The organism is Halopiger xanaduensis SH-6, from assembly GCF_000217715.1.
GTDB lineage: Archaea > Halobacteriota > Halobacteria > Halobacteriales > Natrialbaceae > Halopiger > Halopiger xanaduensis.
Map to the genome: position 1 here is coordinate 1,315,488 of NC_015666.1, position 26,661 is coordinate 1,342,148.

The 26,661-nt window shown below is 67.6% G+C and carries 27 protein-coding genes and 1 pseudogene; 14 read left to right on the forward strand and 14 right to left on the reverse strand.

Going from position 1 to position 26,661, the window contains the following annotated elements; all coding sequences use genetic code 11:
- Positions 1–38: 38 nt before the first annotated feature.
- Both HALXA_RS06470 and HALXA_RS06475 read left to right on the forward strand, forming a co-directional pair.
- Positions 39–422, forward strand: a complete 384-nt coding sequence (locus HALXA_RS06470) for a DUF7532 family protein (protein ID WP_013879509.1) — start codon at positions 39–41, stop codon at positions 420–422.
- Between the two features lie 79 nt (positions 423–501).
- The gene (locus HALXA_RS06475) at positions 502–1,956 is read left to right on the forward strand and encodes a DUF402 domain-containing protein (RefSeq protein WP_013879510.1); all 1,455 of its coding nucleotides are present in this window, start codon (positions 502–504) and stop codon (positions 1,954–1,956) included.
- A 26-nt stretch (positions 1,957–1,982) separates the two neighbouring features.
- Here the strand turns inward: HALXA_RS06475 and HALXA_RS06480 are convergent, their stop codons facing one another.
- The 3 genes from HALXA_RS06480 to HALXA_RS06490 form a co-directional block, all read right to left on the reverse strand.
- Positions 1,983–3,011, reverse strand: coding sequence for a formate/nitrite transporter family protein (locus HALXA_RS06480; RefSeq protein ID WP_013879511.1), 1,029 nt, complete (start codon positions 3,009–3,011; stop codon positions 1,983–1,985).
- A 139-nt stretch (positions 3,012–3,150) separates the two neighbouring features.
- Complete coding sequence (locus HALXA_RS06485; protein WP_013879512.1) at positions 3,151–3,609, reverse strand: NUDIX hydrolase; 459 nt, start codon at positions 3,607–3,609, stop codon at positions 3,151–3,153.
- Positions 3,610–3,716: 107 nt separating this feature from the next.
- Positions 3,717–4,706: a bile acid:sodium symporter family protein gene (locus HALXA_RS06490; RefSeq protein WP_013879513.1), complete on the reverse strand. Its 990-nt coding sequence runs from the start codon at positions 4,704–4,706 to the stop codon at positions 3,717–3,719.
- 166 nt (positions 4,707–4,872) lie between these two features.
- Between HALXA_RS06490 and HALXA_RS06495 the strand changes: the two genes are divergently transcribed.
- The 5 genes from HALXA_RS06495 to HALXA_RS06515 all read left to right on the forward strand — a co-directional run bounded on the left by HALXA_RS06495 (position 4,873) and on the right by HALXA_RS06515 (position 7,348).
- On the forward strand, positions 4,873–5,142 hold the full coding sequence (locus HALXA_RS06495; RefSeq protein WP_013879514.1) for a hypothetical protein: 270 nt from the start codon (positions 4,873–4,875) through the stop codon (positions 5,140–5,142).
- A 107-nt stretch (positions 5,143–5,249) separates the two neighbouring features.
- Positions 5,250–5,483 carry a hypothetical protein gene (locus tag HALXA_RS06500; RefSeq protein WP_013879515.1) on the forward strand — a complete coding sequence of 78 codons (234 nt, stop codon included), beginning with the start codon at positions 5,250–5,252 and terminating at the stop codon, positions 5,481–5,483.
- Positions 5,484–5,588: 105 nt separating this feature from the next.
- A complete protein-coding gene (locus tag HALXA_RS06505) occupies positions 5,589–6,488 on the forward strand; it encodes an acyltransferase (protein WP_013879516.1) in 900 nt (299 codons plus the stop codon).
- A 76-nt stretch (positions 6,489–6,564) separates the two neighbouring features.
- On the forward strand, positions 6,565–6,885 hold the full coding sequence (locus HALXA_RS06510) for a DUF7577 domain-containing protein (protein WP_013879517.1): 321 nt from the start codon (positions 6,565–6,567) through the stop codon (positions 6,883–6,885).
- 145 nt (positions 6,886–7,030) lie between these two features.
- Positions 7,031–7,348, forward strand: a complete 318-nt coding sequence (locus tag HALXA_RS06515) for a HalOD1 output domain-containing protein (protein WP_013879518.1) — start codon at positions 7,031–7,033, stop codon at positions 7,346–7,348.
- Positions 7,349–7,421: 73 nt separating this feature from the next.
- On the opposite strand, the gene HALXA_RS06520 is transcribed toward HALXA_RS06515, so the two are convergent.
- Positions 7,422–8,189, reverse strand: a complete 768-nt coding sequence (locus HALXA_RS06520) for a hypothetical protein (RefSeq protein ID WP_013879519.1) — start codon at positions 8,187–8,189, stop codon at positions 7,422–7,424.
- A 280-nt stretch (positions 8,190–8,469) separates the two neighbouring features.
- Here HALXA_RS06520 and HALXA_RS06525 point away from each other — a divergent pair, with 280 nt between their 5' ends.
- Complete coding sequence (locus HALXA_RS06525) at positions 8,470–8,721, forward strand: hypothetical protein (RefSeq protein ID WP_013879520.1); 252 nt, start codon at positions 8,470–8,472, stop codon at positions 8,719–8,721.
- Between the two features lie 120 nt (positions 8,722–8,841).
- Here the strand turns inward: HALXA_RS06525 and prf1 are convergent, their stop codons facing one another.
- The gene (gene prf1 / locus HALXA_RS06530) at positions 8,842–10,107 is read right to left on the reverse strand and encodes a peptide chain release factor aRF-1 (RefSeq protein WP_013879521.1); all 1,266 of its coding nucleotides are present in this window, start codon (positions 10,105–10,107) and stop codon (positions 8,842–8,844) included.
- Between the two features lie 169 nt (positions 10,108–10,276).
- Here prf1 and minD point away from each other — a divergent pair, with 169 nt between their 5' ends.
- Together minD and HALXA_RS06540 are read left to right on the forward strand one after the other, a co-directional pair.
- Positions 10,277–11,203, forward strand: a complete 927-nt coding sequence (gene minD, locus HALXA_RS06535) for a MinD/ParA family ATP-binding protein (protein WP_013879522.1) — start codon at positions 10,277–10,279, stop codon at positions 11,201–11,203.
- A 358-nt stretch (positions 11,204–11,561) separates the two neighbouring features.
- On the forward strand, positions 11,562–12,119 hold the full coding sequence (locus tag HALXA_RS06540) for a hypothetical protein (protein ID WP_013879523.1): 558 nt from the start codon (positions 11,562–11,564) through the stop codon (positions 12,117–12,119).
- A gap of 91 nt (positions 12,120–12,210) precedes the next feature.
- On the opposite strand, the gene argS is transcribed toward HALXA_RS06540, so the two are convergent.
- The 6 genes and pseudogenes from argS to HALXA_RS06570 all read right to left on the reverse strand — a co-directional run bounded on the left by argS (position 12,211) and on the right by HALXA_RS06570 (position 19,338).
- Entirely contained in the window at positions 12,211–13,998 is a 1,788-nt protein-coding gene (gene argS / locus HALXA_RS06545; protein ID WP_013879524.1) for an arginine--tRNA ligase, read from the reverse strand.
- A gap of 113 nt (positions 13,999–14,111) precedes the next feature.
- The gene (gene udk / locus HALXA_RS06550; protein WP_013879525.1) at positions 14,112–14,837 is read right to left on the reverse strand and encodes a uridine kinase; all 726 of its coding nucleotides are present in this window, start codon (positions 14,835–14,837) and stop codon (positions 14,112–14,114) included.
- 141 nt (positions 14,838–14,978) lie between these two features.
- Positions 14,979–15,467 (reverse strand): NUDIX domain-containing protein, encoded by a 489-nt coding sequence (locus HALXA_RS06555; RefSeq protein WP_013879526.1) that lies wholly within the window; start codon positions 15,465–15,467, stop codon positions 14,979–14,981.
- Between the two features lie 98 nt (positions 15,468–15,565).
- Positions 15,566–16,741 (reverse strand): pyridoxal-phosphate dependent enzyme, encoded by a 1,176-nt coding sequence (locus HALXA_RS06560; RefSeq protein WP_013879527.1) that lies wholly within the window; start codon positions 16,739–16,741, stop codon positions 15,566–15,568.
- 1 nt (position 16,742) lies between these two features.
- Positions 16,743–17,702: a succinylglutamate desuccinylase/aspartoacylase family protein gene (locus HALXA_RS06565; protein WP_013879528.1), complete on the reverse strand. Its 960-nt coding sequence runs from the start codon at positions 17,700–17,702 to the stop codon at positions 16,743–16,745.
- Positions 17,703–17,813: 111 nt separating this feature from the next.
- Positions 17,814–19,338, reverse strand: a pseudogene (locus tag HALXA_RS06570) (stage II sporulation protein M).
- Between the two features lie 134 nt (positions 19,339–19,472).
- Here HALXA_RS06570 and HALXA_RS06575 point away from each other — a divergent pair.
- Positions 19,473–20,702, forward strand: coding sequence for an MBL fold metallo-hydrolase (locus HALXA_RS06575; protein ID WP_013879530.1), 1,230 nt, complete (start codon positions 19,473–19,475; stop codon positions 20,700–20,702).
- Between the two features lie 259 nt (positions 20,703–20,961).
- Here the strand turns inward: HALXA_RS06575 and HALXA_RS06580 are convergent, their stop codons facing one another.
- Together HALXA_RS06580 and HALXA_RS06585 are read right to left on the reverse strand one after the other, a co-directional pair.
- Positions 20,962–22,452, reverse strand: coding sequence for an aldehyde dehydrogenase family protein (locus tag HALXA_RS06580; protein ID WP_013879531.1), 1,491 nt, complete (start codon positions 22,450–22,452; stop codon positions 20,962–20,964).
- A gap of 173 nt (positions 22,453–22,625) precedes the next feature.
- Positions 22,626–23,015, reverse strand: coding sequence for a nuclear transport factor 2 family protein (locus tag HALXA_RS06585; RefSeq protein ID WP_013879532.1), 390 nt, complete (start codon positions 23,013–23,015; stop codon positions 22,626–22,628).
- 104 nt (positions 23,016–23,119) lie between these two features.
- On the opposite strand from HALXA_RS06585, the gene HALXA_RS06590 reads away from it, so the two are divergent.
- The 3 genes from HALXA_RS06590 to HALXA_RS06600 all read left to right on the forward strand — a co-directional run bounded on the left by HALXA_RS06590 (position 23,120) and on the right by HALXA_RS06600 (position 25,810).
- Entirely contained in the window at positions 23,120–24,997 is a 1,878-nt protein-coding gene (locus HALXA_RS06590) for a Rieske (2Fe-2S) protein (RefSeq protein WP_013879533.1), read from the forward strand.
- A gap of 84 nt (positions 24,998–25,081) precedes the next feature.
- Positions 25,082–25,603: a DUF367 family protein gene (locus HALXA_RS06595; protein ID WP_049895423.1), complete on the forward strand. Its 522-nt coding sequence runs from the start codon at positions 25,082–25,084 to the stop codon at positions 25,601–25,603.
- 57 nt (positions 25,604–25,660) lie between these two features.
- Entirely contained in the window at positions 25,661–25,810 is a 150-nt protein-coding gene (locus HALXA_RS06600) for a 50S ribosomal protein L40e (protein WP_013879535.1), read from the forward strand.
- Positions 25,811–25,913: 103 nt separating this feature from the next.
- Here HALXA_RS06600 and HALXA_RS06605 read toward each other — a convergent pair whose 3' ends face one another.
- Positions 25,914–26,525: an MBL fold metallo-hydrolase gene (locus HALXA_RS06605; RefSeq protein ID WP_013879536.1), complete on the reverse strand. Its 612-nt coding sequence runs from the start codon at positions 26,523–26,525 to the stop codon at positions 25,914–25,916.
- Positions 26,526–26,661 lie beyond the last annotated feature (136 nt).

Genomic DNA, 26,661 nt, shown 5'->3' on the forward strand with positions numbered 1-26,661 from the left:
TCGGAATCCACAAAGGGTCCCCGTCCGAACACTCGCCCATGCACTTCGACCAGCGAACCCAGCGGGCGCTTCGCGACGTCGGCCTCGAGACCGACGATCTGCAGGCCGCCTCGGAGGCGATCGCCGAGGCCGTCGACGCGGACGCGGCGGCGCTCGAGGCGTTTTTCGAGCGCCACGAGACGGTCTACTCGGACATGGACATGGCCCACTCGAGCGCCGACTACCCCGAACACGCGGTCGAGTACCTCGACCTGACGACCCACGCCGACGAGCTGCGCGGCTGGCTGCGCTTCGAGACGTGGGGCGTCTACGTCGAGGACGGCCGAATTCTGGACGCCGACGAGGAGTACGTCGAACTGACGCTCGGCCCGACGGTCCACGACCGGGTCCGGTTCGCGGCCGACCGCGGGACGCTGCGGTGATTCCCGTGCTCGAGGACGGATTCACGCGCGGTCGACGCTGGCTGCACGGCCGAGACCGAACGCCAACGGAGGGTGACCGATGACCACCGCGCGCGTTCGCGGCATCTACACCACCGCGCTCACCCGCCTCCTGAACGCGAACGGCCTCGAGATCGTCCAAGCCTCCGAGCCGATCAGAGAGCGGTTCGACGACGAGTTCGCCGCCGCGCCGGCGGACGTCCGGCTCGAGACGACCCGCGACCGACAGGGCGTCGAAGTATCGGGTGATCCCGAGGCCGTCGCGGACGTCGTCGGCGAACTCGAGAACCTTGCGATCGACGCCTTCCGCTGGGCCGACGACGCGCCGCGGGGTGCGGTCTTCGACGCGGAAGTGATCGACGCGGGCGGCGGCAGCGGCGCGACGGTCGACCTCGGCGACGGCCGCCGCGGCTACCTCAAGTACGACGACGTCGACGGCTACGTCGACGAGGGCAATCGCTACCGTGTCCAGATCGTCGAACCGACGCCGCCGTGGGACGACGACGAACCCCGCGTCCGGCCGACGCTCGCGGTCGAAAGCGGCCTCTGTACGCTCTCGCGGGACCGGACTGGCGTCTCGGCGGTCGGCGGCGGCGAGCGAGCCAGCGAACTCGTCGGCATGACCGACCTGCTCTCGACCGACGTTCCCGACGGCTGGGGCCTGCGCTGGGAGCACGCCGCGGCAGACGTCGACCTCGAGGCGATGAACGCAGCCCTCGAGCGGGCCGTCGACCGCGTCGAGGCGCTCGAGGATGTCCTCTCCGATGCGCCGGCCGAACCTGGCGACCCTGGGCGCCTGGCTGCGCCGCGACGGACGGACTGGTGCTGGTTCGGCCGCGAGTCGCGGTTCGCGCTGGACGGCTACCGCCGACAGGTGGAGACGACGATGCCGGGCCACCACCGGACCAAGGCCGCCGATCGGGCCGCGAGCGCGGCGGTCGATTTCGCGGAGGCGGTCTGTGGCTCGCTCGGCGAGGACAACAGCGACGAGGACGAGGGCGAGACGGACACCGACGAGTTCCCCTTCGCCGCCGTCGCCCGCCAGTTCGGCCCCACCGAGGGCGACCGCCTCGAGATCGGCCACGGCAAACCCGACGGCCGTCGCATCTCGCTGGGCTACGGCGACGTCACCGAGTGGGACGCCGACGGCTCGCTCACCCTCGAGCGCTCGATGCGCGGGGGCGGCACCTACGACGCGCTCGGGGTTCCCAAGGAGGAGGGCGACGTCGCCGTCACGAAGTTCCGCGAGGGCCGCTGGTGGTACCCGACGACCTACAAGGACGCCGACGGCGCGGCGAAGGGCACGTACGTCAACATCTGCACGCCCGTGGAACTGTTCCCAGACGCGGTGCGGTACGTCGACCTCTACATCGACGTGATCCGCGTCGACGGCGAGGTCGAAATCGTCGACGAAGACGAACTCGAGGACGCCGTCGATAAAGGGTTGGTCTCCGAGGAACTGGGAGATAAGGCGACGAACGTGGCCGAAGCGGTCAAACGAGCGCTCTCGAAGTAGTCGTCCGCCGGTCCGCTCCCGGCGAACTATTCGTCGTCTTCTAGATTCCGCGTTCCCGCTTTGGAGGAGTCGCGGTCGCCCTCCCGCTTCCGGACGTCTCTCTTGTCGGTCTCGTCTTCGGTCTCCGCCGGCGACGGCGGCGTCCCCTTCCCGCCGCGCCACGTAAACAGCAGTTCGCGGGGGCTAAGCACCCGAATGTCGGGAAAGCGGCGCTGCTCGACCTGCGCGTAGTTCACCAGCGCCACGAGGAAGACGCCGCCGACGGTGTTCCCGAGGAAGACCGGCAGCCAGAACTCGTGGACGACCGCCAGCGACGCTCCGTCGACGACGAACAGGTAGTAGAACACCTCGCACGCGGCCGTGATCACGTGGAAGAGCTCGGCCGCGGCGATCATGTAGAAGATGACGTAAATTAGCAGTAAGCGGGAGATCGTATCCCGCGACGCGTGGTCCAGCCACACGACGCCGGCGACCAGCCAGCCGGCGAACAGCGCCCGGTTGAAGACCGCCCACCAGCCGTGCTCGAGGCCGATTCGAGCGAACTCCGCGCCGACCCGCGTCGCTTCCGGGTCGAGGACCCCGCCGTTTGCGATCAGGTATGCGCCCAGCGCCGCGCCGACTACGTTCCCGATGATGACGACGATCCAGACGCGGAGCAACAGCGGCAGGCTGGCGATGCGGGCCAGGACCAGCGCGACCGGCGGCAACGTCTCCTCGGTGTAGAGTTGGTACTGGCCGAGGATGATGTAGATGAAGCCGATCGGGTAGAGGATCGCGCTCAGAAAGCTGTTCTCCGGGAACATCGTCGCGCCGATCGAGTGCCCGAGGAAGGTCAGCACGATCGCGAATCCGGCGGCGAGGCCGCTGAAGAACAGGCGTTGCTTCGAGATGGCGATCTCCTCGTCGGCGCTCGCGAGCACGCGCTCGAAGATCTCGTCGGCCGAGAACCGATCGCGGACCGCCCAGCCCGCCGCCGGCGCGCCCGAGGCTGCACGGTCTATCGACTCGCGGATTTCCTCGCCCGTGCTCTCCTCGTTCTCCTCTTTCTTGCTCATTGAAACACTCGCCGCTCGCGACCGACGACTCCCGCGATCGCGGGTCTAGTACGCCGTGCGCCCGAGACCGCCGTAAACGACGGGCTTGCGAGAACGGAAAAGAGATCGGGGGCCCGGGTGGGGCGCGGCTCCCGCCCGCTCAATCCGAGGCGCTCGCGAGGGCGTCGCCGGCGCCGATCGGCAGCAGGTGGACGTAATCGTCGAGGTCGAGCGCGAACTCGCGGTCGCCGCCCGCCGAGCGAACCCAGCGGAACTCGAACTCGGCGCCGTGTTCCTCGCCGCCGTCGGTTACCGTGTGGGTCCACCGATCGCGCGGTTCGTGCACGTTCGCGTGGAAGAAGTGGCGCACGTACCGCTTGGGCGGCGACTCGCGACGCGTCCAGACGTCCGTCGAGAGGTGCTGCGCGCCGTTCAGCGTGGTGAGGCCGCTCTCCTCCATCACTTCGCGAAACAGCGCCTCTCGAGGCGTTTCGCCGGACTCGAGCGTCCCCTTCGGGATCTGGAGGCCGTCGTGACCGGGGCCCTCGAAGACGAGGAGTTCGCCGGTCCCGCGCGTGATGTAGGCGCAGGCTTTCTGGACGTACGTAACGTCGGTCATGATACAATGTATCACACCGACCACTCGTAAAAAGCTATCTCGGAGGGGATTAAAAGAGATTAAGGGGATTTCCGGGACGGCTGCCGTCGATTCAGTCCGTAGCGCGCTCAGTCTGACGCGACTGCGACGTCTTCGTCCGTCGCGGGCGAGTCGCCGTCGAGGTAGGTAAACAGCGTCGCGAGCGCGGGGCCGGAGACGTTGTGCCAGACGCTAAAGAGCGCGGGGATCAGGGCGGCGCTTGCACTGAAATGTGCCGTCGCGAGGGCCACCGCGAGGCCGCTGTTCTGGAGGCCGACCTCAAACGCGCAGGCCCGCGCCCGATCCTCGGCCATTCCGGTCGCGTGCCCGACGGCGTAGCCGGAGCCGAGGCCGAGTCCGTTGTGCAGGACGACGGCGAGGAAGACGAGGGCGCCGGCGCCGAGGATCGTCTCGACGTTGAGGCCGACGACGGCCGCCACGATGGCGACGATCGCGACCACGCTGATCGCCGGGAAGATCGAGAGGCCGATCTCCGCGACGAGCGGCGCGTACCGATCGAGCAGGTAGCGCAACACGAGGCCGCCGACGACCGGTAGCAGGACGACCTGCACGATCGTCTCGGACAGCTGCCCGAACGTAACCGAAATCGACTCGCCGGCCAGCGCCACGACCCACGCGGGCATCACCAGCGGCGCGGCGATCGTCGTCACCGTCGTGATCGTCACCGACAGCGCGACGTCGCCCTTGCCGAGGTAGGTCATCACGTTCGAGGCGGTGCCGCCCGGCGCTGCACCGACGAGGATCAACCCGACGCCGATCTCCCACGGCAGTCCGAGGACGGCGACCAGCAGGTAGGCGAACAGCGGCATCAGGAGCCACTGGCTCATCGCACCGATGAACACGTCACGCGGGCGCTCGAGGATCCGTCGGAAGTCCGCGGGCGTCAGCGTCAGCCCCATCCCGAGCATGATGATCCCCAAAAGCGGCGTAATGTAGGCCGCGATCGGGGTGAACGTCTCGGGGGTGTAGAGCGCCAGCGGAGCGGCGATCACCACCCAGAGGACGAAGTACTTGCTCGTGAACTCGCCGATTCGCTCGAGCGTCGCCTGCCAATTCATGCAGGCGCTTGTCGGTCGTTATTCGGTATCAAGGCTGTGGCTTCCGCGTTCGCTCGCGCCGAGCGGCCGGTTCTCGAGACCCGCTATAACTGGGTCGCGGAGCGACCCGTCCGGCCCGTAAATAACAGGGTCAATCATTACTATCTCCCGGCGGCGAGTAGCGTCAATGAGCACGTTAAACGAAGAGATGGCCGACGTCCGGTCGGAGGTCGACGACGTCCGAACGCAACTCAGGGAGGAGGTCCCCGAGTGTTTCGAGTTCGACGTCACGGTCGGAAACATCACGTACAACGCCAACAGCAACAGCGTCTCGGTCACCGTCGAGCCCAGTTCGCAAGCCCGCGAGCAACTGTCCGAGCAACTCGGCGGCGTGAACGTCCGAACGGACGGCATGCTCGAGTTCGAATTCCGACTGACCGAGTCGAGCCGCGAGTAGCGGTCGCGGATTGCCTCGCACCGCCGCCGAGCTGATTTGGAGCCGAGACGCGACGGGTGACCGGCCGACTCCGAATCGTTCTTGGGCCGCCGCGGCGGACGTCTGGTATGTCCGACGGTCGCCGCTCGCCTGCCCCCGCTCGAGTGCTGCTCGTCGTCGTCCTCGCCGTCGCCGTCCTCCTGCCGGTCGCCGCGACGACTCTCGAGGTGAGCCCGTACCGGGTGACGGTCGGGACGGCCGTCGTCACTGGCTTGCTGTTGATCGGCGCCGTCGCGCTCCCGGCCCTGCTGCTCGCGCGGTGGCAGGCGACCGAGCGTTCGGCCGGCGACGACGGTGGGTGAGCCCCCGGCGACCGAGACGCCCGGTAACACTCGCGTCACCCCTCGAGACGGCAAGGCGGACGGACAACCGAACCCCTATCAACGCCGCGCGCAATACCTCGGAACATGACAAAGCGGTACGTCTCGCTCCCCGAGGAGGCGGAGGCGGGGATGCGCGAGTTCATCGACGAGGTCGATCGACGGCTCTCGAGCGACGAAGACACCTGTTCGGTCGTCGAGGACGTGCTGATCGACCTCTCGGGCGACCGCGAGGCCTACGAGCGCTGGCAGAACGGCGAGTCGGTCTCCCCGGCCGAACGCGTCCGACTGCAGAGCTACGACCCCTGTAACACCACCCTCGAGAGCGAGTACTACGCGGAGAAGGACGAAGAGAAGTTCCGCCGGTCGAAACACCTCCAGTGGCTCTGGCGGCAGTTCGACAGCCTGCCGATCGCGGACAACGTCGAGTTTGCGCTGCGATTTCGGCGGATGCTCGCCGATCATCTTTTCGAGGAGTGCGGCGACGACTGTCGGTTCTTCAAGGGGATCACGTTCACCTACGGACACAACATCACGGTCGGCGACAACACGGTGATCCACGACGACGTCCACCTGGACGACCGCGGGAAGCTGACGATCGGCGACCGGGTCTCGATCTCCGACGGCGTCCACGTCTACAGCCACGACCACGACGTCGTCGACCAGACCGAGGTCCGCAACTACCACACGATCGTCGAGGACGACGTTCGCCTCACCTACGACTCGATGGTCCGGGCCGGTAACAAGGTCGGCGAGAACGCCATCGTGGGCGCCCGCGGCGTCGTCCAGCACGACATCCCCGCCCACCACATCGCGGTCGGCATGCCCGCCAAAAGCGTCAAGATCAAACCCGGCTGGGAGGACGTCGCCACCCCCGTCGACGAGGCCGGCGTCAACCGCCAGACGGAGCGGCGCATCGAGTACGACCTCCCCGACGACCTCGAGGGCTTCGACGAGTTCCAGCGCGACCTTCAACCGCCCCGATAAGTCCTCGCGATCTGATTTTGTCGCCGTCCCGCCGGTCGGGGAATATCCAAGTAGGTTGAGAACGTATGTCACACCGATGGAGCTCTGGGGATGGCTCATCGGGTACGTGGTGCTGTTCGCCCTGTTGCACCTGTTACTGTACTACGTGTATATCCGGCGGGGCGACGACCGCTCGCCCTCGCCTTCGTTCGCCGGCCCGAATCGGGCCCCGTCCCGGTCGTCGCCCGGCCCCGAGCGGTATCCGCGGGCCCCCGACGACGTCGAGGAGTCCGAGGACCACGACCCGGACCGCGACCTCGAGGGCGAGACGATCCGGTGTCCCCACTGCGGGGCGACGAACGCGGCCGACAGTACCTTTACGTACTGCTGGCGCTGCATTTCGACGCTCCGACAGTGACGAAACTCGAGTGGCGGTTCATTCACTATATCCGTACTTTCTACTTCTTTGTCCTACTTGATGCAATTTCGGCGCCACGTTCGGGCAGTAAGGAACGATTACGCTTTTTACCTCTCGGGAATTGTGTGCGAGCAGACGACCCGCTATGCACGGCAACACATCCCCCGCTTCATCTAATCGCCCTCCAGCAGTGTACCGGGCGGTCCACGAATTCGACGGCCCCGCGACGCTCACCACGACCGTCATCCACGCGCTGGCCGACTGCATGGGCGTCGATCCGACCGACGGCCGCATCTCGCTGTACGACTCGGTCGATCCCGACGCACTGGATCGACTCTTCCGGCCGCGCCACGACGGGACGCCCCGCTCGAGCGGCCAACTCTCGTTTGTCGTCGACGACCACCGCGTGACGGTCCACGCGGACGGCGAGATCCTGATCGAACCGCCGACGCCGCGACGGTAATCGCCTCTTACGCTCCGCTTTCGTCGTCGATGGATCGATTGTAACAGCCACCGGTCGCAAAAACGGCCCTCGGCTACGCCAGCGCGTCCGCCAGCGGCTCGAGGTGGTCGATCCCGACGACGGCGACGACGTCGCCGGTCGCCTCGTCCGCGCGCAGCGTCTCGAGGCGGTCGATCATGCAGCGTTCGCGCGTCTCGTCCCGGTAGGCGAGCGCGCTGTCGTCCGTTTCGACGCTGCCGAGCAGCGCCTGGACGCCGGCGACGTGCGAGCGCTCGTGTTCGGCCTGCCGCTCGGGCGGGTCCTCGTGGCTGCACTCGTACTCGACCGGGTCGTCGCAGGCGATCGTCATCGACGTCGCGTGGGTCAGCGTCGCGGCGACCCGGCAGGTCAGCGCCTCGCGGGTCGCGCCGCCCAGGCTCGAGACGACACGCCTGGCGGTCGAAGCCGGGACGCGGTCGGCGATCAGCCGCGTCGCGAGTCGGCGGCAGAACGACCAGTTGGGCGCGTCGATCCCGACGACGTCGGCGTCGGGCGCGGCGCGGATCGCCGCGCTCATCTCACCGCCGAACCGGGGCGGGTCGTGCGGGTCCGGGTCGGTGTCACCGTCGGCGTCGTGCGCGTACGTCCGGTACAGCGGCAGCGCCGCGGCCGGCAGCTCGAGCGCGACGGTCTCGGGGTCGACCGCCTCGAGGACGCGCTGGACGCGGCCGACGCTCGCGGGGTGGTCGTGAACGACGCCGAGGAGGTGGAGGTCGCCGGCGGGGCCGTCAACGCGACGGTAGAACCGGTCGGTGACGCGGGGGTCGTCGAGCGTGTCGGGGAGGGACGGGGACTCGTCCATCGATCGAGTGGTAATACGCGACTACCGGCATAACCCTTCTGTTGTCCCGCGGTACGCGTCGCATAACGCCCCGCCGGGCGGGCGGTCCGAGTTGGCTCTTGCTGTCGATTTCCCCGCCGATCGCTCGAGCGCGCGACCCGGGAGTAACCGCTCGGTATCGCCGTACAACTGTTTCACCGGTTTATTGCACGCCCGCTCGTGGAGTGAATTGCCCCGCGAGTCCTCGAGCGGACGGTCGGCTCGATCGGCTCGGACGGGGTTCGGGAGTTCGGCGACTGCAATGACACGCGAGCGCGAGACGCTGACGAAAGCCGACGAAGGGAAACGCGTTCTGAACACCGACGGCACCGAAGTCGGTCGCCTCGTCGAAGTGCACGACGGCCGCGGCTACGTCGAACCCGATCCGAGTTTCGTCGATACCCTCAAGGCGAAACTCGGCTGGGGCGAGGCGAGCGCGGACGCGCACCCGCTCGACGAGGGAAGCATCGCGGAGATCACCGACGATGCGATCTACCTCCGCGGCACGCTCTGACCGAGTCACGGCTCTACGGGCCGTGGCACTGGATCCACACGCCCGTATCCGGACACCGATCGAAGCTACCTTCCGCGGAACGAGCAGGAAGTTGGGAGTTAGGTTCCCCGGAAAACGAGCTTAGACGCCAGTCGAGTACCGCAGAATGCCGGCGAAGCCGCCGAAGGCGTTGTAGAGCTGTTCGCCCTTCTCGAAGTCCGTCGAGATGAACTTCGTCTCGGTGCCGCGCTGTTCGGCGATCTCGATGAGGTGGTCGATCGCGTCCTCGCGGTCCTCCTCGCCGGCCTCGACGTCGGTGCCGCAGTCGGTGCAGGTGTGGTCCGGCGTCGACTTGCGCCGGTCGATGACCTCGCGATCGGTGTTGCCACATTCGGGACAGTCGTAGGTGACGACGTCCTTGCGCAGGTCCTCGCTGATCAGCAGCCGGTCGACCGCACCCATCACGAGGTTCTGCCGGGTCTGCTCGAACCCGTAGGTGGCGAGGTCGCCCGCGTTGAGTTCCTCGAAGAACTCCTCCATCTGCTGTTTGTCCTTCATCACCTCGGCGTCGGCCAGCGCGTCCTCCGCGTTGTCGACGAGGTCGTACAGTCCCGATTCGTCGGTGTAGGCGACGTCGAACTTGCCGATCACGTTGTCCTGAATCTCGTGGTGGAGGTAGTCGCCGTCGAGGAACTCGTCTTTGGTCGGCGACGGGCCGCCGACGAGGATGCCGTCGAGTTCGTGGCGCTTGGCGACGAACAGGTCGTTCGCCATCCCGGCGACCTCCTGGTAGAAGTTGTCGATCGCCTCGAGGCGCAGGCGGGCGAAACGCTGGGCGGACTGGCCACCTTTGCGCTGCTTGCCGGGGACCAGCGAGGAGGCGGACTTGACGGGTTCGACGCGTTTCCCCCTCAGCCAGCCGACGTTGGCCTCGCGGCGGTCGAGGACGATCAGGCCGTACAGGCCCTTGTCCGCCAGCATCTCCTCGAGCGGCTCCGTGAGAAACTCCGAGTCGCAGTGGTAGCGAAACGACTCGACGGGCTGGGGCGGACTCTCGAGGACCTTCGTGACCATCTCGGTGCGGCCGCCGCCGGAGTCGACGGCGCCGGAGAACAGCACCATGCCGTTCTCGGGCGGGTACGTGTCGTAGTAACGCAGTCGATCCTTGATGCTCGTCAGCGCGTCCTGGACGGCCGTTCGCGTCTGTTTGGACTTGATGTTGGCCGCTTCGCTGTGCTCTTGGGTGACGTGTTGCACGACGTCGCTGATCTGTCTGTCCTCCGGCACGTAGATCGTCACGAGCTGCGTTCCGGAGCCGTCGAAGTTCTTGAGGTCCTCGAGCACCTTCCGGAACTCGTACTTTTTCCGGTCGGATTGCTCTTGCTCCTGCTCGCCCTCCTGGCTCATTATCGATACAAAACGGTGCTGCGGGTAAGAATCCTTTGACACGCACGCTATCGCGGAGACAATCCCGATCGCGAACGCGTTCGGCCCGTCGCGACGCCGCGACCTCACCGCTCGTCTCGAGGTGACGATTTAAGGTGTTGCCGTTCCACAGTCCGGACAGTACTCGAGTATGTCTCAGGAGACGGTCTACGCCATCGCGAGTGGGAAGGGCGGCGTCGGGAAGACGACGACGACGGTAAACATCGGCACGGCGCTCGCGCAGGCGGGCAAGCGCGTCGCCGTCGTCGACGTCGATCTCGGCATGGCGAACCTCGCCGGGTTCGTGAGTCTCAACCCGGATTCGACGACGCTGCACGACGTGCTGGCAGGGGACGCCGAAATCGAGGACGCCACGTATCGACTGGCAGATAACATCGTCGCGGTCCCGAGCGGGACCGGTCTGGACGAGTACGCCGAGGCCTCGCCGGAGGGGCTGGGCGACGTCGTCGCGGAGCTGCGGGCGGCCTACGACTACGTCTTCCTCGACGTCGGGGCCGGGATCAGCCACGAGACCGTTCTCCCGCTCGGGCTGGCCGACTCCGTGCTCGTCGTCTCGACGCCCGAGCCGGCCGCCGTGCAGGACTCGAAGAAGACGATCGAACTCACGGCGCGCGCCGGCGGCGAGGTCGCCGGGCTCGTCGTCACGCGTACGCACCCCCACAGCGACATCTCCTACGAGGAGATCGCCTCGCGCCTCGAGATCCCGCTGCTGGGGACGATTCCCGAGGACAGCGCGGCCCGCGAGAGCGTCTACGCCGGCACGCCGCTGGTCGTCTACGAACCCGAGGGGCCGGCAGCGATCGCCTACCGGACGCTCGCGGCGGATCTGGCGGGGATCGAGCTGTCGGCGCCGTCGTCCGACGCTGCGCCTGACAAGACCGAGGCCGAATCCACTCCCGACTCCAAAGCGACGGCCGCGACGGGCGCTGCGGAGACCGAAGCGAGTTCAGCTACTGACGCGGTTTCTTCGGACGACTCGAGCGCCGACGACGACGGTCGGGAGGCCGCACCCGACGACGTCTCGAGCGCGATCACCGAGGCCGAATCCGATAACTGAGGCGCCCGGCCTCGCGGTGGACGACCGACCGCGCCGACCGATCCCGACTGCCGCGAGCCGCCGATGGTGGCGACCCGCTAACGGACGGTAGGCACCGCCTGGACTGCCGATATACGGCTCGAGACGGCTATTTCTGTCGATCGCGGAGACTACGTCGGATGCGATATACTCTCGAGTACCGGAATGTACTCGTTACTAACCAGTATCTTTCCGTACTGATTCGCCAAACCGAAATATTGGGCCTTTCAGCGGCTTTCGGGCGGTATTCGCTCTCGGAAGAACGGGTTCGTCCTCATCGTTTCACGGCTGAACTGGTACGAGCTAATTACTAATCCCCCAGTCTCTCGACCGCTCGACCATGGAGCGACGAAAGATCCTCCTCGGAAGTGGAGCCGCACTCGCAACCGTCCTCGCGGGCTGTTCCAGTTCCGAAACTGGCGAAGAGGAGCCCGAAAACGACAGCGAAGAATCGTTCGGCGACGACGGCGACGATACCGGAAACGGTAGCGACGCCGACTCCGACAACGACAGCGATACCGACTCCGGCGACGGGTCCGACGGCGAGCACGACGACGTGCCCGGCGTCGAGAACGACCAGATCGAGGTCGCCGACGACACCGTGACGATCACGTCGATCGAAAAAGACGGCGACAAGCTCGACATCGTCGCCCGCACCGACACCACCGACATCGAAGAACTGAAGAAGGTGTTCGCGACGTTCGCCGCCGACCTCGACGGCGCGATCGAGGACGTCGAGCGGTTCATCGACGAGATCAGCTCGATCGAGTGGATCCTCGAGCACGAGGGCAGCCGCGTGCTCGCGGTCTACATCGACGTCGAGTGGGTCGTCAGCTACATCGAGGGCGAACTCTCGGACGAGGAGTTCGCGGACAAGGTCGTCTCGACGAAGGAATAAGCGATTCCGCGACGCGTTCGGCGGCCCGCACGGATTTTTCTTCGGAACTCGGGAGTGAGCTGACGGCTTGTGCAGCGTCAGCTACCCGCCCCTACATCGACCGCGGCGCCTCGACGCCCAGGATCTCGAGCGAGTTGGCGATCGTGTGCTTCGAGGCGGCCACGAGCGCGAGTCGCGCGTCCCTGACCGCGGGGTCGACGTCGTCGGCGAGCACCGGACACTCGCGGTAGAAGGCGTTGAACCGGTCCGCGAACTCGCGGGTGTAGGTCGCGATCCGGTGCGGTTCGAGGTCGTCCGCGGCCTCGTCGACGACCGCCGGGAAGCGCGCGATCGTCTCGAGGAGGTCGCGCTCGGCCTCGGTCTCGAGCAGGTCGGCGTCGAGCGACTCGAGGTCGAGGTCCTGATCGGCGATGTCGGCCTCAGGGTCGAGTCCCGCCTCTTCGAGGATGCCGCAGGTGCGCGCGTGGACGTACTGGACATAGGGCGCGGACTGGGCCTCGAAGTCCAGCGCGCGATCCCACTCGAAGGTGATCGCCTTCGTCGGCTGCTTCGAGACGATGTCGTAGCGGACCGCACCGATGCCGACCTGGTGGGCGATGCGCTCGATGTCGTCCTCGTCGAGGTCGTCGTCGCGGATGCGGTCGTCCAGCCGGTCCTCGACCTCCTGGCGCGCGCGGTCGATCGCCTCGTCGAGCAGGTCGTCTAAGTCGACGCCGGTGCCCCGGCGCGTCGACATCTTCCCCTCGGGGAGGTTGACGTAGGAGTAGAGCACCTGCTCGAGCTGGTCGGTGTCGTTGTCCAGCAGCTCGAGGGTCGTGGTCAGCTGGCGGGCCTGGAGCTTGTGGTCCTCGCCCAGCACCGTCACCGCGCGGTCGTAGTTATCGAACTTCCACTCGTGGTGGGCCAGGTCGCGGGTCGCGTAGAGCGAGGTGTCGTCGGAGCGCAGGAAGACGAGGTTCTTGTCGATGCCGTGCTCGTCGAGCTCGAGTTGCCAGGCGTCCTCCTCGTAGACGGCCTCGTCGAGTTCCTTGAGGCGGGCGACGAGGTCGTCGGTGTCGCCGTTGCGCATGAACCGGGTCTCCTTGACGAACTCGTCGAATTCGGCGGGCAGGCGCGCGAGGCAGGCTTTCATCCCCGAGAGCACCTGGTCGACGACCTCGCTGACCCGCTCGTAGGTCTCGTCGTCGCCTTCCTCGAGCCCCTGCATGATCGACTCGATCTCGGCCTCGGCTTCTTCGACCTCGTCTTCGGGGCCGTTCTCGAGGAACGCGTTGCCCGCGCGGTAGTAGCGCACGAGGTCGTACTCGATGCGGTCGCGCTCGGGATCGTCCTCGAGGTCGTCCTCGTCGAAGGTCTCGTAGGCCCACGTGAAGACGGCCATCTGCCGGCCCGCGTCGTTGACGTAGTAGTGGCGTTCGACGTCGTAGCCGGCGTAGTCGAGCAGGTTCGCGACGGCGTCGCCGATGATCGGATTGCGCGCGCGGCCGACGTGGACCGGGCCGGTCGGGTTGGCGCTCGTGTGTTCGACGACGACCGACTCCTCGCGGTCTTCGAGCGCGCCGTATGACTCGTCGGTGGCCGTCTCGAGCGTCTCCGCGAGGTAGGCGTCGCTGGGCAGGAAGTTGAGGTACGGCCCCTGCGTCTGGACCGCGGCAACGTAGGTCAGGTCGCCGACGTCGATCTCGTCGGCGATCCGGGCGGCGACCTGGGGCGGCGCCTGCCCGGCCTCGCCGGCGAGTCGGAAGGCGACGCTCGAGGCGAGCACGCTCTCGACGTCTTCCGGCGGTTCTTCGAGCCCGAGATCGTCGGTGGGAAACTCGAGCGCCGAGAGCGCCCCCTCGAGGGCGTCCTCGACCTCGTCGCGTAGGGAGAGGAACATACCCGCCCGTATTCAGGGCGACAGTAAAGGAATGTCGGGTTCGGTTTGCGTTTCGGCGGGACGAGGGCTCGAGCGACTCCCGGCGTCACTGATCCCGATCGCGCCGATTCAGGTCAGTCGGTCGACGGCTCCGGAAAGGGAAGCTCGCGCTCGCGGTCGGCTTCGGGATCCGGCTCCGCTTCGGTCGCACCGGCCGCGCCGCCGGCCCCGCCCGCTCCCGGCGCGTCGGTGCGCTCCGCTTCGATCTTCTCGATCAGGAGATCGACCGCCATCTGGTTCGCGCCCTCCGGGATGATCACGTCCGCGTTCTTCTTCGTCGGTTCGACGAACTGCTCGTGCATCGGCTTGACCGTCTCTAAGTACTGCTCCATGACGCCCTCGAGGTCGCGCCCGCGGTCGACGACGTCGCGCTCGATGCGCCGCAGGATGCGGACGTCGGCGTCGGTCATGACGTACACGCGCAGGTCCAGCATCTCGAGGATCTCCTCGTCGTACAGCGAGAAGATCCCCTCGAGGACGATCACGTCCGTCGGCTCGACGGTGACGCGCTCGTCCTTGCGGTTGTGGATCTCGAAGTCGTACTGGGGCATCTCGACCGGCTGGCCCATGAGCAACTGGTTCAGGTGCTCCTGGAGTAGTTCCCACTCGAACGCGTCGGGGTGGTCGTAGTTGACCTCCTTGCGCTCCTCGAACTCGAGGTGCGAGAGGTCTTCGTAGTAGTTGTCCAGCGGAATTCGGGTCACGGCCTCGCCGACGGTGTCCGCGACGGTCCGCGCGACCGTCGTCTTCCCGGCTCCCGTCCCCCCGGCGATCCCGATGACGAACGACGGGATACTCATCGTCAGATGCTGGTCGGGAGCGCTCATTAATCCCCTGATATCGATCGCTCCCGTCCGCGACCTCGCCCTCGAGTCCGAGCGCCCCCGAGACGCTCACTCGAGCAGCATCGCGGCCGCTCGGAACCGCGCCTCGTGGACCGGTCAGAACCGCTCGTCCGCGGCGTCGAATTCCGACGGCGTCCAGAACCGCGCGTCGGCCGCGTCGCTGCCGGCCCGGGGTTCACCCGTCGTTTCGGCGCGGTCGACGACGTAGTAGGTCATCACGACGTGTTTGTCCGCCCGCGGGGGCAGCGCCGCCGCGTCGAACACCGTGAGCGTGTCGGGGTCGACCGAAATCCCCGTCTCCTCCTCGAGTTCGCGGGCGGCCCCGACGTGGGGTTCCTCGCCGGTTTCGACGTGGCCGCCGGGGATCGTCCACTCGCCGACGCCGGGCGGGACGCCGCGCTCGACGCAGAGAACGGCCGGTTCGGGTCCCGTGCGGTCGACGACTGCGACGCCCGCGCAGGGGACCGGGTTGTGCCAGATCACCTCGCCGCAGCCCGGACAGCGCTTGCGCTCGCGGCCGTCGAGCGCGATCGTCTCGAGTCCGTCGCCGCAGTATGGACAGTACGCGGGTGGCCGACTAACCATCTAGCCGATCTTATACGGGCGACGCTTCAAAAGGTGGTGTTTTCGGCGGTCGCTGCCGACTGCAGCGTCTCGACTCGTAGCTCCGGCTACGCCGCCGGTCACAGCGTCTTCAGCCCGCTCCCGGTCAGCGGCACGACGACCTCGTCGTCGCTCTCGAGGACGCCCGCCTCCCGGTACTGCTCGAGGGCAGCAGGGGCAGCCGCGCTCGTCGGCTCGACGTAGAAGCCGTTGCGGTGGAGCCGATCCAGCGTCGCCTCGATCGGATCCGCCCCGAGCGCGATCGCGTCGCCGTCGGTCTCGCGGATCGCCTCGAGGATCTCGTCCTGCCGGGCGGGGTCGGCGATCTGGATGCCGTCGGCGATCGCGCTGCCGGGTTCGCCGTCGCTGGCTGTGTCGTCGCCGTCCGTCTCGAGGCCGATCCCTTCGTCCGCGAGCGCGTCGACGATCGGGGTGTAGCCGGTGGCCTGCGCGCCGAGCAGTCGGGGCATCTCGTCGGTGATGCCGGCATCCTGAAGCAGCGAAAAGCCCCGGTACGCGCCGAGGAAGAGCGTGCCGTGGCCGATCGGGAGGACGAGCGCGTCGGGGACGGTCCAGTCGCGCTGGGCGGCGATCTCGAACGCGATCGTCATCGTGCCCGCGTAGAAGGCCGGGTTCCAGGCGTGGCTGGCGTACCAGCCCCGGCCGGACTGGTGCGGTGCGCCGGCGACGTCCGCGGTATCGCCCTCGACCGCCTCGATGCAGGCGTCGGTCACGTCCTGGCGCGTTCCCTCGATCCGCACCGGCCGGGCGTCGGCCCGCTGGATCGTCATCAGCTTCGACTGCTTGACGTCGGCGGGGACGTAGATGTCCGCCTCGAGACCCGCGCGGGCCGCGTAGGTCGCGATCGCGGCGCCGGCGTTGCCCGAGGAGTCCTCGATGACCTTCTCGACGCCGAGTTCGACCGCCCGCGAGAGGGTCGTCGTCGCGCCTCGATCCTTGAAGGAGCCCGTCGGGAAGACGTACTCGAGTTTGAACTGGGCGTTCCACTCGGATTCGGGCGCGTCGACCAGCGGCGTGAAGCCCTCGTGGAAGGTGACGTGCCGTTCGATCGGGAGGAATTCGAAGAAGGTCCACAGGCCGCGGCTGGTGTCCAGTTGCGAGAGGGGGAGCGGATCGCCCTGCGGAAGGGGCTGGTCTGCGAACTCGAGGGCGTGGCCGCAGGCGCAGCGCCACGGTTCGTCGGGGCCGGCCTCGTACGTGCGACCGCAGTCGGGACAGGAGAGATCGGCGGGCATGTCAGTAGGAGTCGATGTCGGTCCCGACCGAGCAGACGTACTCGCCGGAGGCGACCTGCGGCAGTCGTCGGGTGCGCCAGAGGATCCCGTCGCTGTCGGCCGTCACCGTCGCTTTCGTCTCGCCGAAGGCCGTCGTCACCTCGAACAGGGTTTCGCCGCGAGCGACCCGATCGCCCAGGTCCTTCTCGAAATCGACGAGGCCGCCGTTCGGGGCGCCGTACTGTTCGAAGCCGTTGGCGCGGGTCTGGCGCTCGAGGTCGTGACTCTCCGCGAGGAAGTCGTAGTACCGGAGCACGTTGAAGACGCCCTCGACGCCCTTCCGAATGCTCGTCTCGTCCCAGCCGACGGTGCCGCCGAGTTCGGGGTCGATCGTCGGAATCCCCTCGTCGGGGGCGGCCCGGGCGAGTTGGCCGTCCGGCCCCTTCTGGTCGAGGACGTAGCCGCAGCCGAAGGCCTTCGCGAGTTCGAGACAGTCCTCGTAGAGGCGGTGGCGCTTGCCGCAGCGGACGCGCACCTCGTCGATCATCCGGCTGGTCGAACCCTGGTGGAGATCCAGAATGATGTCCGCGCGGGTCGCGACGTCGAACGTTGCGGCGGCGATCCGCTCGCTCGAGGTGCCGTTCTCGTTGCCCGGGTACGCGCGGTTCATCTTCGTGTCGTCGATCGGGTTCCGGTGCTCGGCGACCTGGAACGCGTGGTAGTTGACGATCCCGACGATCAGGATCGTCCCGGAAATCTCGGCGGGATCGAGTCGCGGAACGACGCGCTGGATGACCCCGATCCCGTTGAGTTCGTCGCCGTCGCTGACCGCCTGCATGTAGAGCGTCTTGCCCGGCGAGGCGCCGTTGACCACGGCGACGGGGAGACCGAAGGAACTGCCGTCTCGGGTTTCGCCAACCTCGAGCCGGCCCGTATCGATCTCGCCGGGGTCCGCGCTCGCCGTTCCGAGCGTCGTCGTCATGTCATCCACGACGGACCCGCCGGCCTTTATTGGTTCGGTGTTTCCCGGACGGAGACGCCGTGGGGCTTCGATTGTGCGGTTGCCGCCCCCGATGACGTCCGCGCGGTCGACTCACAGGAAGAGCCGGTAGTAGTACGGGCTCACGAACCCCTCGATCGCCCCCGCGACGGCCAGCAGGATCCCGATTCCGACGAGCACCCAGAACGCCCGCTCGACCCGGTCCGCGAACGTCGCTCGCCTCATCCGGCCCTGCAGGGTTCGCCAGCCGTCGACGCCCACCGACACTCCGAGCGCGCCGGCGATGAAAATCGCCGGAATCTCGAGGATTCCGTGGGGGACGACGAACGCGAGCAACTCGAGGGGCGCGACCTCGAGGCGCGCGGTGACGCCGAGCGCGAGCCCGTTGAACAGCACGGCGACGATCGCCGGGAGGACGAACGCGACCCCGCCGTAGACCGTCGTGAGCGCGACCAGCCAGTTGTTCCCGAAGAACTCGAGGGCGGCCGCCGGCGGGACGTGCCCCTCGAGGCGGGCGGCGATCGACGTTTCGACGGCGCCGACGTACGGATCGGCGGCGTACCAGCCGGCCGCGAACGAGCCGAGGCCGAGGGCGAGGACGAGCGCGTGGGTGCCGGGCGTCGCCCGGACGAACGCGACCATTTCGGTCCAGCCGCGGCGCAGCCCGTCGACGAACTGCGCTTGCAGCGGCCGGTCAGGACTCGTCGGCGGCCGCACGCGTCCGCGATAGGTGCCGTACAGCGAGGTCTTCAGCAGATCCAGCGCCGGAAACAGCAGGACGACTCCGAGCAGGGAGGGGAACGCGACGATCTCGACCAGAGCGAAGACGCCCGACAGCGCCGAGAATCCGAGGAACACTCCGAGCGAAAGCACGTAGTAGGCGAACGCACCGCCGGGGTGCGCTCGAACGAACCCGACCGTCCGCGAGAGCGAGGCGAAGACGCCGACGTCGTCGACGACGATCGCGACCGGCGCGAACGCGAACAGCGCGCGGACGGCGGCGAGGGCCACGATCAGCAGGAGTGCGACCAGCAGGCTGACGAGGATTCCGAACGCGCCGACCCCCGCTGCGGAGAGGCCGCCAGCGGCGATCGCGATCGCGATTCCGCCGCCGACTAAGAGGACGGCCCACAGCAGGAACTCGAGGACGAAGAGACCCAGAAACCGGAGCCAGTGACGGCGCGCCCCCGCAAAGCCGGCGTCGACGCCCCGCTCGTCGCGCAGGCGGGCGTAACTAGCCGAGAGCTGGCCGGCGGTGACGTACGGCCATGCCACGGCTGCGACGAGGAGCACCAGAAGGATCGCGACGAGGACGATCGCGATCGTCGTCGGCGTCACGAGTTGCTCGAAGACCGGAACGAGTCCCCTCGGCCCACCGATCGAACGCTTCGGGGTTGGCCTCGGGATCCGGCGGCGCCTCGAGGCCGGCCAGTTCCGTCCGCACGGTCGCGGGCCGGCCGGACGTCTGGAGGTGGAGGTAGCCGACGACGGCGGCAAAAAACGGAACGACCCGGATGATCGCCGGCACGGCGGCGCCGAGCAGGTACAACGGGAGGAGATCGCCGGGTCGGCGCCGAAGTACGGCGACGACGGCGGCGAGGTGATCGGACAGAGCCATACGCTCGCTTCGGCCCCGTGTCAGTTAAGAGAACCTATCGGTGCGCGAACGGATCTGCGGCACTCTACACGCCGTTCCGCACCGCGTGGCACCTGCGCGCCGACGCTTAGGGCGCTCGAGCGCGTCCGTCGGCTATGGTCACCACGCTCTCCGCCGACCGCCTCGCGGAACTGCAGGACGAGGGCGCCGACTTCGTCCTCGTCGATACGCGCCCCGCGGACAGCTACGACTCGTGGCACGTGCCGGGCGCGGTCCACTTTCCGTTCGGCCCGGAGGAGGAACTCGAGGGCGCCGAGGATCGGGACGGAGATGTGGACGAAGACGACCGACTCGAGGACTTTCAGGAGACCGTCGGCGACGCCGAGCGCGTGATCACCATCTGCGCGAAGGGTATCTCCTCGGGCAACCTGGCAACGCAACTCGAGTCGGCGACCGACGAGTACGACGTCCACACCGTCGACGGCGGGATGAAGGGCTGGAGCGGCGTCTACGACGCCGTCGAGGTCGACGTCGGCGATCCGGGGCTGACGGTCGTCCAGGTCCAGCGCCGCGCGACGGGCTGTCTCGGCTACGTCGTCGGCTGCGCGGAAACGGGCGAGGCCGTCGTCGTGGATCCGACCGACGACGTCGACGAGTTCGAGGTCGCGGCCGAGGAAGCCGGGCTCACGATCGTCGGCGTCATCGACACGCACGTCCACGCCGATCACATTTCCGGAGGGCGCGACCTCGCCGACAGCCTCGACGTACCCTACTACCTCGGCGCCCGAGCCGACGAGCGCGGCGTCGAGTACGAGTACACGCCCCTCGAGCGCAACGAGGTGCTCGCGGTCGGCGACCGCGAACTGAAGGCGCTGTTCGCGCCGGGCCACACCAGCGAGATGGTCGCCCTGTTAGTCGACGACGCCGCCGTGTTGACCGCGGATACGCTGCACGTCGCCTCGACCGGGCGGACGGAGCTCGAGTTCAGCGAGGGCAGCGAGGCGCCACGCGCCTCGAACGACTCGAGCGGTGAAACCGCGAGAGAGGGTGAGGAAGGAGCTAAAATGCTATACGAGACGCTCCACCGAACGATCCTCGCCGAACCAGAGGGGATCGCCGTACTGCCGGGGCACGTCGCAGTCACCGATGGCGGCGAGTTCGACCACGGGTCGCCCGGCGAGCCGATCGCGACGACCATCCGCGACGCGCGGGCCGAGATCGACCTGCTCGGTCTCGCAGAAGACGCGTTCGTCGAGCGGATGGCCGACGCCGGCGAGAAACCCTCGAACTACGAGGCGATCATCGACATCAATCGCGGTCGAACGGACGCGCCGCCAGAGGACCGCACCGAACTCGAGTTGGGGCCGAACCACTGCTCGGCGTGAGTCCTCGCGGTATCGGTCGGGCGTCGTTCAAAAGCGATTGATCGCACCTGCATCGCCCGAAAGGCCGGGAATCACCCGGCCCGTCCGCGTTCCCTGGTTGATGGTGGCGTAACCCGTATCGTGACAGGAGCGTAACTACTCCTGCAGGCCAACCGACGACGGTGTCCCGTATAACGTCTTTTCACGGGCGAGTGAGTGTTCCGAATGTGGATACGCTCAGCGAGGGCGGAGACGGGAGTCGAGACCGGACGAAGGCCGCTCAGAACGGGTACTCTCGCTTCTCGTGTTGCACCGAGATCCACTTCTTCTCGGTGACCTCGTCCATGATGTCGGTGCTGTTGTAGGTGCCGACGCCGGAGGCCTTCGTCCCGCTGAAGGTGACGTGGGCCTCGTCGTTGATCGGCTGGTCGTTGACGTGGACGTTTCCGGTGTCCATCCGCTCGGCGATCTGCATCCCCGTGCCGATATCGCCCGCGTGGACCGAGCCCGAGAGGCCGTACTGGGTCGCGTCGTGCATCTCGATCGCCTCGTCGATGTCGGAGAACGGGATGACCGGCGCGATGGGGCCGAAGTGTTCGTTACAGGCCGCGGCCATATCGTTGGTCGCGTCCGAGATGACCGTCGGCGCCACCAGCAGCGAGTCCTCCACGCCGTCCATCGGCACCGTCTCGCCGCCCGTCTCGAGGGTCGCTCCTTGGTCGATCGTTTCCTCGACGTACTCGAGCATCTCGTCGCGCTGGGACTCGTCGATGATGGGGGCAACGACGGTGTCCTCCTCGTGGGCGCTGCCGGTCGGCAGGGACTCGGCGCGCTCGGTCAGCCGGTCGACGTACTCGTCGTAGACGTCCTCGTGGACGAGGTGGCGATTGATCGAGATGCAGACCTGGCCCTGGTGGACGAACGAGCCGAAGACCGCGGAGTCGACCGCCGCCTCGAGGTCGGCGTCGGCGGTGACGATGTGGGCGTTGTTGCCGCCCAGTTCCAGCGCCAGCTCGGAGAGGTTCTCGCCCGCCGTAGACGCGACGCCGCGGCCGACCGGCGTCGAGCCGGTGAAGGCGACGAGATCGCTCTCGGCGTGGCCGACGACGGCGTCGCCGATCTCGGACCCGTGACCGGTGACGACGTTGAGCAAGCCGTCCGGCAGCCCGGCCTCCTCGTACAGTTTCGCCATGAGGAGCCCGCCCGTGATCGGCGTGTTCGACGCCGGTTTGAGGACGACGGCGTTCCCGGTCGCGAGCGCGGGTGCGATCGCGCGCCCGGAGAGGTTCAGGGGGAAGTTCCACGGCGAAATAACCGTAATGACGCCCTGCGGTTCGCGTCGAACGAAGTTCTCCTTGCCCGGCACGTTCGATGAAATCTGCTCGCCTTTCATCCGGCGCGGGAACGTGGCCGCCTCCGCGGCCTGGTCCGAGGCGATGCTGACGGACGTCTCGCCCATGATCGGCCCGCCGCCCGCCTCGTGGGCTAACAAGTCCGTGATTTCGTCCTCGTACTCTCCCAGCAACTGCGCAAACTGCTGGGCGACCTGCTCGCGTTCGATCGGCGGGGCCTCCTGCCACTCCTTCTGGGCGTCCGCGGCGGCCTCGTAGGCGGCCTCGACGTCACCCTCGGTCGCCGCGGGAACGCGCGCGACCTCCTCGCGCGTCGACGGATCCTCGACGGCGATCTCCTCGTCGCTTTCGGACGGCGTCCACTCGCCGTCGATGTAAAGACTGTTCCAGTCGGCCTCGATCGAGAGCTCCGGTGTCACGACTCTCCGTACGCGACTCCCGCTGAAAAACTACCTGTGCGGTGACAGGTAGTGTCCAACTCCGACGAAACACGCCTCGAGGAGAGTGTCGGCGACGCGCTCGCGGGCGGCGGCGGATTGTCCGGCCCACTCGGAACGTCCGCGGTTACCCGCGTCCGAAGCTATCCGCAGCGTCACCGCCCGTACGTCTCGAGTGCGACGATTCGATCGTCCGCGATCGCGAAGAAGTCGGCGAACTCGAACAGGACGCGGTCGTCGCCGGCGTCCGTCGCGGCCTCGAGCACTCGGCCGCGAGCGGCGACGGTCCCCTCGTCCGCGACGATATCGATCACCTCGTGCGTCGTGTTCGGATTCGGTCGTCCCTCGCGCATGAACTCGACGAACGACGCGCGGTCGTCGAACGTTCGGTCGGGCCGTCGCTGAACGAAATCGGGTGCGAGCACCGCCTCGAGGGCGTCGTAGTCGTGGTCGTCGAGGGCGTCGTAGTAGCGGCGGACGAGAGCGCTCGCGTTCGTCGCCGCGTTCGCACTCGAGTCGCGCTCCGCGTCCGGGTCCGAATCCATACCCGACCTTTCGTCGCGACTCCCAAAAGTCTGTGAGATGATCGTTCGGTTACTGTAGCCGCGTGCAGGGAACGTTTACACGACTCCGTGTCATCTGCTGACGCATGGCAACAGCAGACGACGCCGACGCGGACGACTTTCGCGAAGTCGTCGCGCTCGAGGACCTCGAGGAATCGGGCCGCGAACTGGCGAGCCTCGACGGGACGCCGGTCGCCGTCTTCCACCACGAGGGCGAGGTGCGCGCGGTAAACAACCGCTGTCCGCACATGGGATTCCCGCTGGTCGAGGGCACCGTCGACGACGGCATCCTCACCTGCCACTGGCACCACGCGCGGTTCGAACTCTCCTGCGGCGACACGTTCGATCCGTGGGCCGACGACGTCCCGACCTACCCCGTCGAGGTCCGGGACGGCACCGTCTACGTGAACCCGAACCCGCCCCGCGATCTGCCGCCCGACGAGCACTGGGCGCGGCGCTTGGAGACCGGCCTCGAGGAGAACCTGCGGCTCGTCGTCGCCAAGGCGACGATCGGCCTGCTCGACGCGGACGTCGACTACCGGGAGCCGGTGGCCCGAACCCTCGAGTTCGGCACCCGATATCGAGAGTCGGGTTGGGGATCCGGGCTGACCATCCTCGGTTGCATGGCGAACGTAATCGACGACCTCGAGCCCGAGGACCGGAAGCGAGCGCTCTACACGGGCGTGCGCCACGTCGCCGACGACTGCGCCGGCGAACCGCCGAACTTCGATCAGCCGTCGTTTTCGACCCGCGACGTCGAGTTCGACCGCCTGAAGTCGTGGTTCCGCGACTGCGTCGAGGTTCGCGACGCCGACGGCGCCGAACGCTGCCTCCGCACCGCCGTCGCCGCCGGCCGCTCCGACGCCGAACTCGCCGAACTGCTCGTCGCCGCGGCGACCGACCACCCCTACCTGTCGACGGGGCACGTCCTCGATTTCGCTAACAAGGCATTTGAGACGCTCGAGCGCGTCGGCGGAACCGGCGGGACCAGCGCTGAGGACGGCGAGCGGGACCTACGGGGCGACGCCCTCGCGAGCCTCGTCGACCCGCTCGTGACGGCCTCGCGAAGCGACGAGCAGTCGTCCTGGCGGCGGCCGATCGACCTCGTCGCGCTGCTCGAGGACGTCTACGGCGGCGACATCTCGGAGACGAGCGGGCTCGAGACACTCGCAAAAACAGGGGGCGGAACAGACTCGTCGTGGGCGCCGCCCGACGACTTCCAGACGACGCTGCTCGGCGACGACCCCGAAGCGATCGTGGACGCGCTGGCCGGCGCCGTCCGGGCGGGGGCGACGACCGAAGCCCTCGCGAGCGAGGTCGCCCACGCGGCCGCGACGCGGGTCGCGCAGTTCGGCACCGCCAACGAGTTCGGCGACTGGAACACCGTCCACCACACCTTCACCTACGCCAACGCCGTCCGCGGGTTCGCGCGCCGGACGGACGCGCTCGAGACCTACCGCGGGGTCTTCGACGCCGCCGTCAACGTCTACCTCGATCGGTTCCTCAACACGCCGCCTGCACCGATTCCCGACTCCGGCGAGAACGAGACCGGCCGCGATCCCGACGCCGTTCTCGAGGACCTCCTCGAGACGTTCGATACCGAGGGCGAGGTGAACGAGGCCGGCCGACTGGTCGGGGAGTTCTTCGACTGCGGCGGCGACCCCGACGAGCTAAAGCGGACGCTCGGCCACGGCCTCCTGCGCGAGGACGCCGGTTTCCACACGCTGCAGAACCTCGAGGCGGCGGTCCAGCAGTTCGAGCTCGCATCCGAGCGGGCGGCTGCCCGCGGCGGCGGTGCTGCCGAGACGTCGGCGGGCGAACTGGACCTCGAGCGGCGTCGCCGCGTGCCGCTGATCGCGACCGCGCGCTACATGGCGGCCCACTTCCCGACGCGCAGGGAGGCCGAGCAGACGTTTTCGATCGCAGCGCGGCTCAACCGCGGGGAAGCGATCCACGACGACTGATCTGGAGGCCGACCGCTCGTCCGGTGTCGTCGGTGGCGGTCCGTCGTACTTTTCTCCCCGCTGTGCGTACGATCGCGCGTGGAGTTGGAGTGTCACGTCTACTACGAGGGCGACGACGACCCCGCGAAGTGCACCGCCCGCCGCCTCGAGAAGTTCGACAAGGCGACCCTCTACCGCTCGATGGGACAGGTGCCCTACGGCGTCGTCCTCAACCCCCACGCCGATCAGGCACTTTCCCCGGCCGACGCCGAGGAGGGACTCGGCACGCTGGTCGCGCTCGACTGCTCGTGGGAGTCCGCCGAGGCGGCCTCGTTCCGGATGAACGGCGTCCACCGCGCGCTGCCGTTCCTCGTGGCCGCCAACCCGGTCAACTACGGCCGGCCGTTTCGACTCACGACCGTCGAGGCGCTGGCCGGCGCCTGCTGCATCTTCGGCGACCGGGACTGCGCCGCGGACCTCCTCGAGCCGTTCCGCTGGGGCGAGACCTTCCTCGAACTCAACGAGGAACCGCTGCGGCGGTACGGGGAGTGTGCCGACTCGAGCGAGGTCGTCGCCGTGCAGGACGACTATCTGGCGGACGAGGACGACGGCGCGGACGAGGAGTAATCGAGGCGGAACGCGCCAACCACAGCGGTTAAATGCACCACGGCCGAACGCAGCGACATGCCAAGTTTCGACGCTGCCGAGAAACGAACGCTCGAGAAGATGATCTGCATGCGCTGTAACGCTCGCAACCCGAAGCGAGCCGACCGCTGTCGCAAGTGCGGCTACGAGAAGCTCCGCCCCAAGGCGAAAGAACCCCGCGCGGCATAATCGGGCGTCTCGGTTCGTCTTCTTTCCGTTTCAGTCCGATCGACTCGAGTTGCGACGCTATCTTGCGTCGCGGTCGGGATAGTATCGTTTTCTGACGGCGCACCTATTCGTCCGGATACTTCGGCTCCCGCTTCTCGGCCCGCTCGAGCGCCGTCTCGACGACGTCCCGGACGTCGCCGTGGAAGACGCCGCCGTGGCCCGCGTACATGTGTTCGATCCCGTCGGGCATGCGCTCGAGAAGGTCATCGATGCTCCGGATGAGTCGCTCGCGGGACTGGCCGGCCATGTCGGTGCGGCCGAAGCTGCCGTAATCGAAGGCGCCGTCGTCGTGGACGACCACGTCGCCGGAGAACAGCGACGACTCGGAGACGAACGAAACGTGATCGTCGGCGTGGCCCGGCGTGTAGACCACGTTGAACGTCTCGTCACCTATTCGGACCGTATCACCGTCCTCGAGCGCGCGGTCGCGCAGCGGGTGGTCGTCGTAGGCGTACACCTCGGGATCGAAGGCGTCGACGACGGCCTCGAGTTGCTCGACGTGGTCGCCGTGTTGGTGGGTCAGGACGACGGCGTCGAGATCGGCGGTGTGCTCGCGGATCTCGTCGACGACGCCGTCCCAGGCGCCGGCGTCGACCAGCGTGATCTCCTCGCCGAGCGCCAGAAAGGCGTTACACGTGAACGTCTCCGCAGGTTCGGTGACGTGGTGAACGTCCATACGCGTCACGTCGTCGGGAATCGACAAAATCCTGGCGTCGCCGGTTCCCGTCTTCCAGGTGTCGTCGCTCGGTCCCCGTTTTCGTTTGCCGCCGTTATCGACTCGGTCCCCATTGTCGGCTCTATCCCCACCTCGA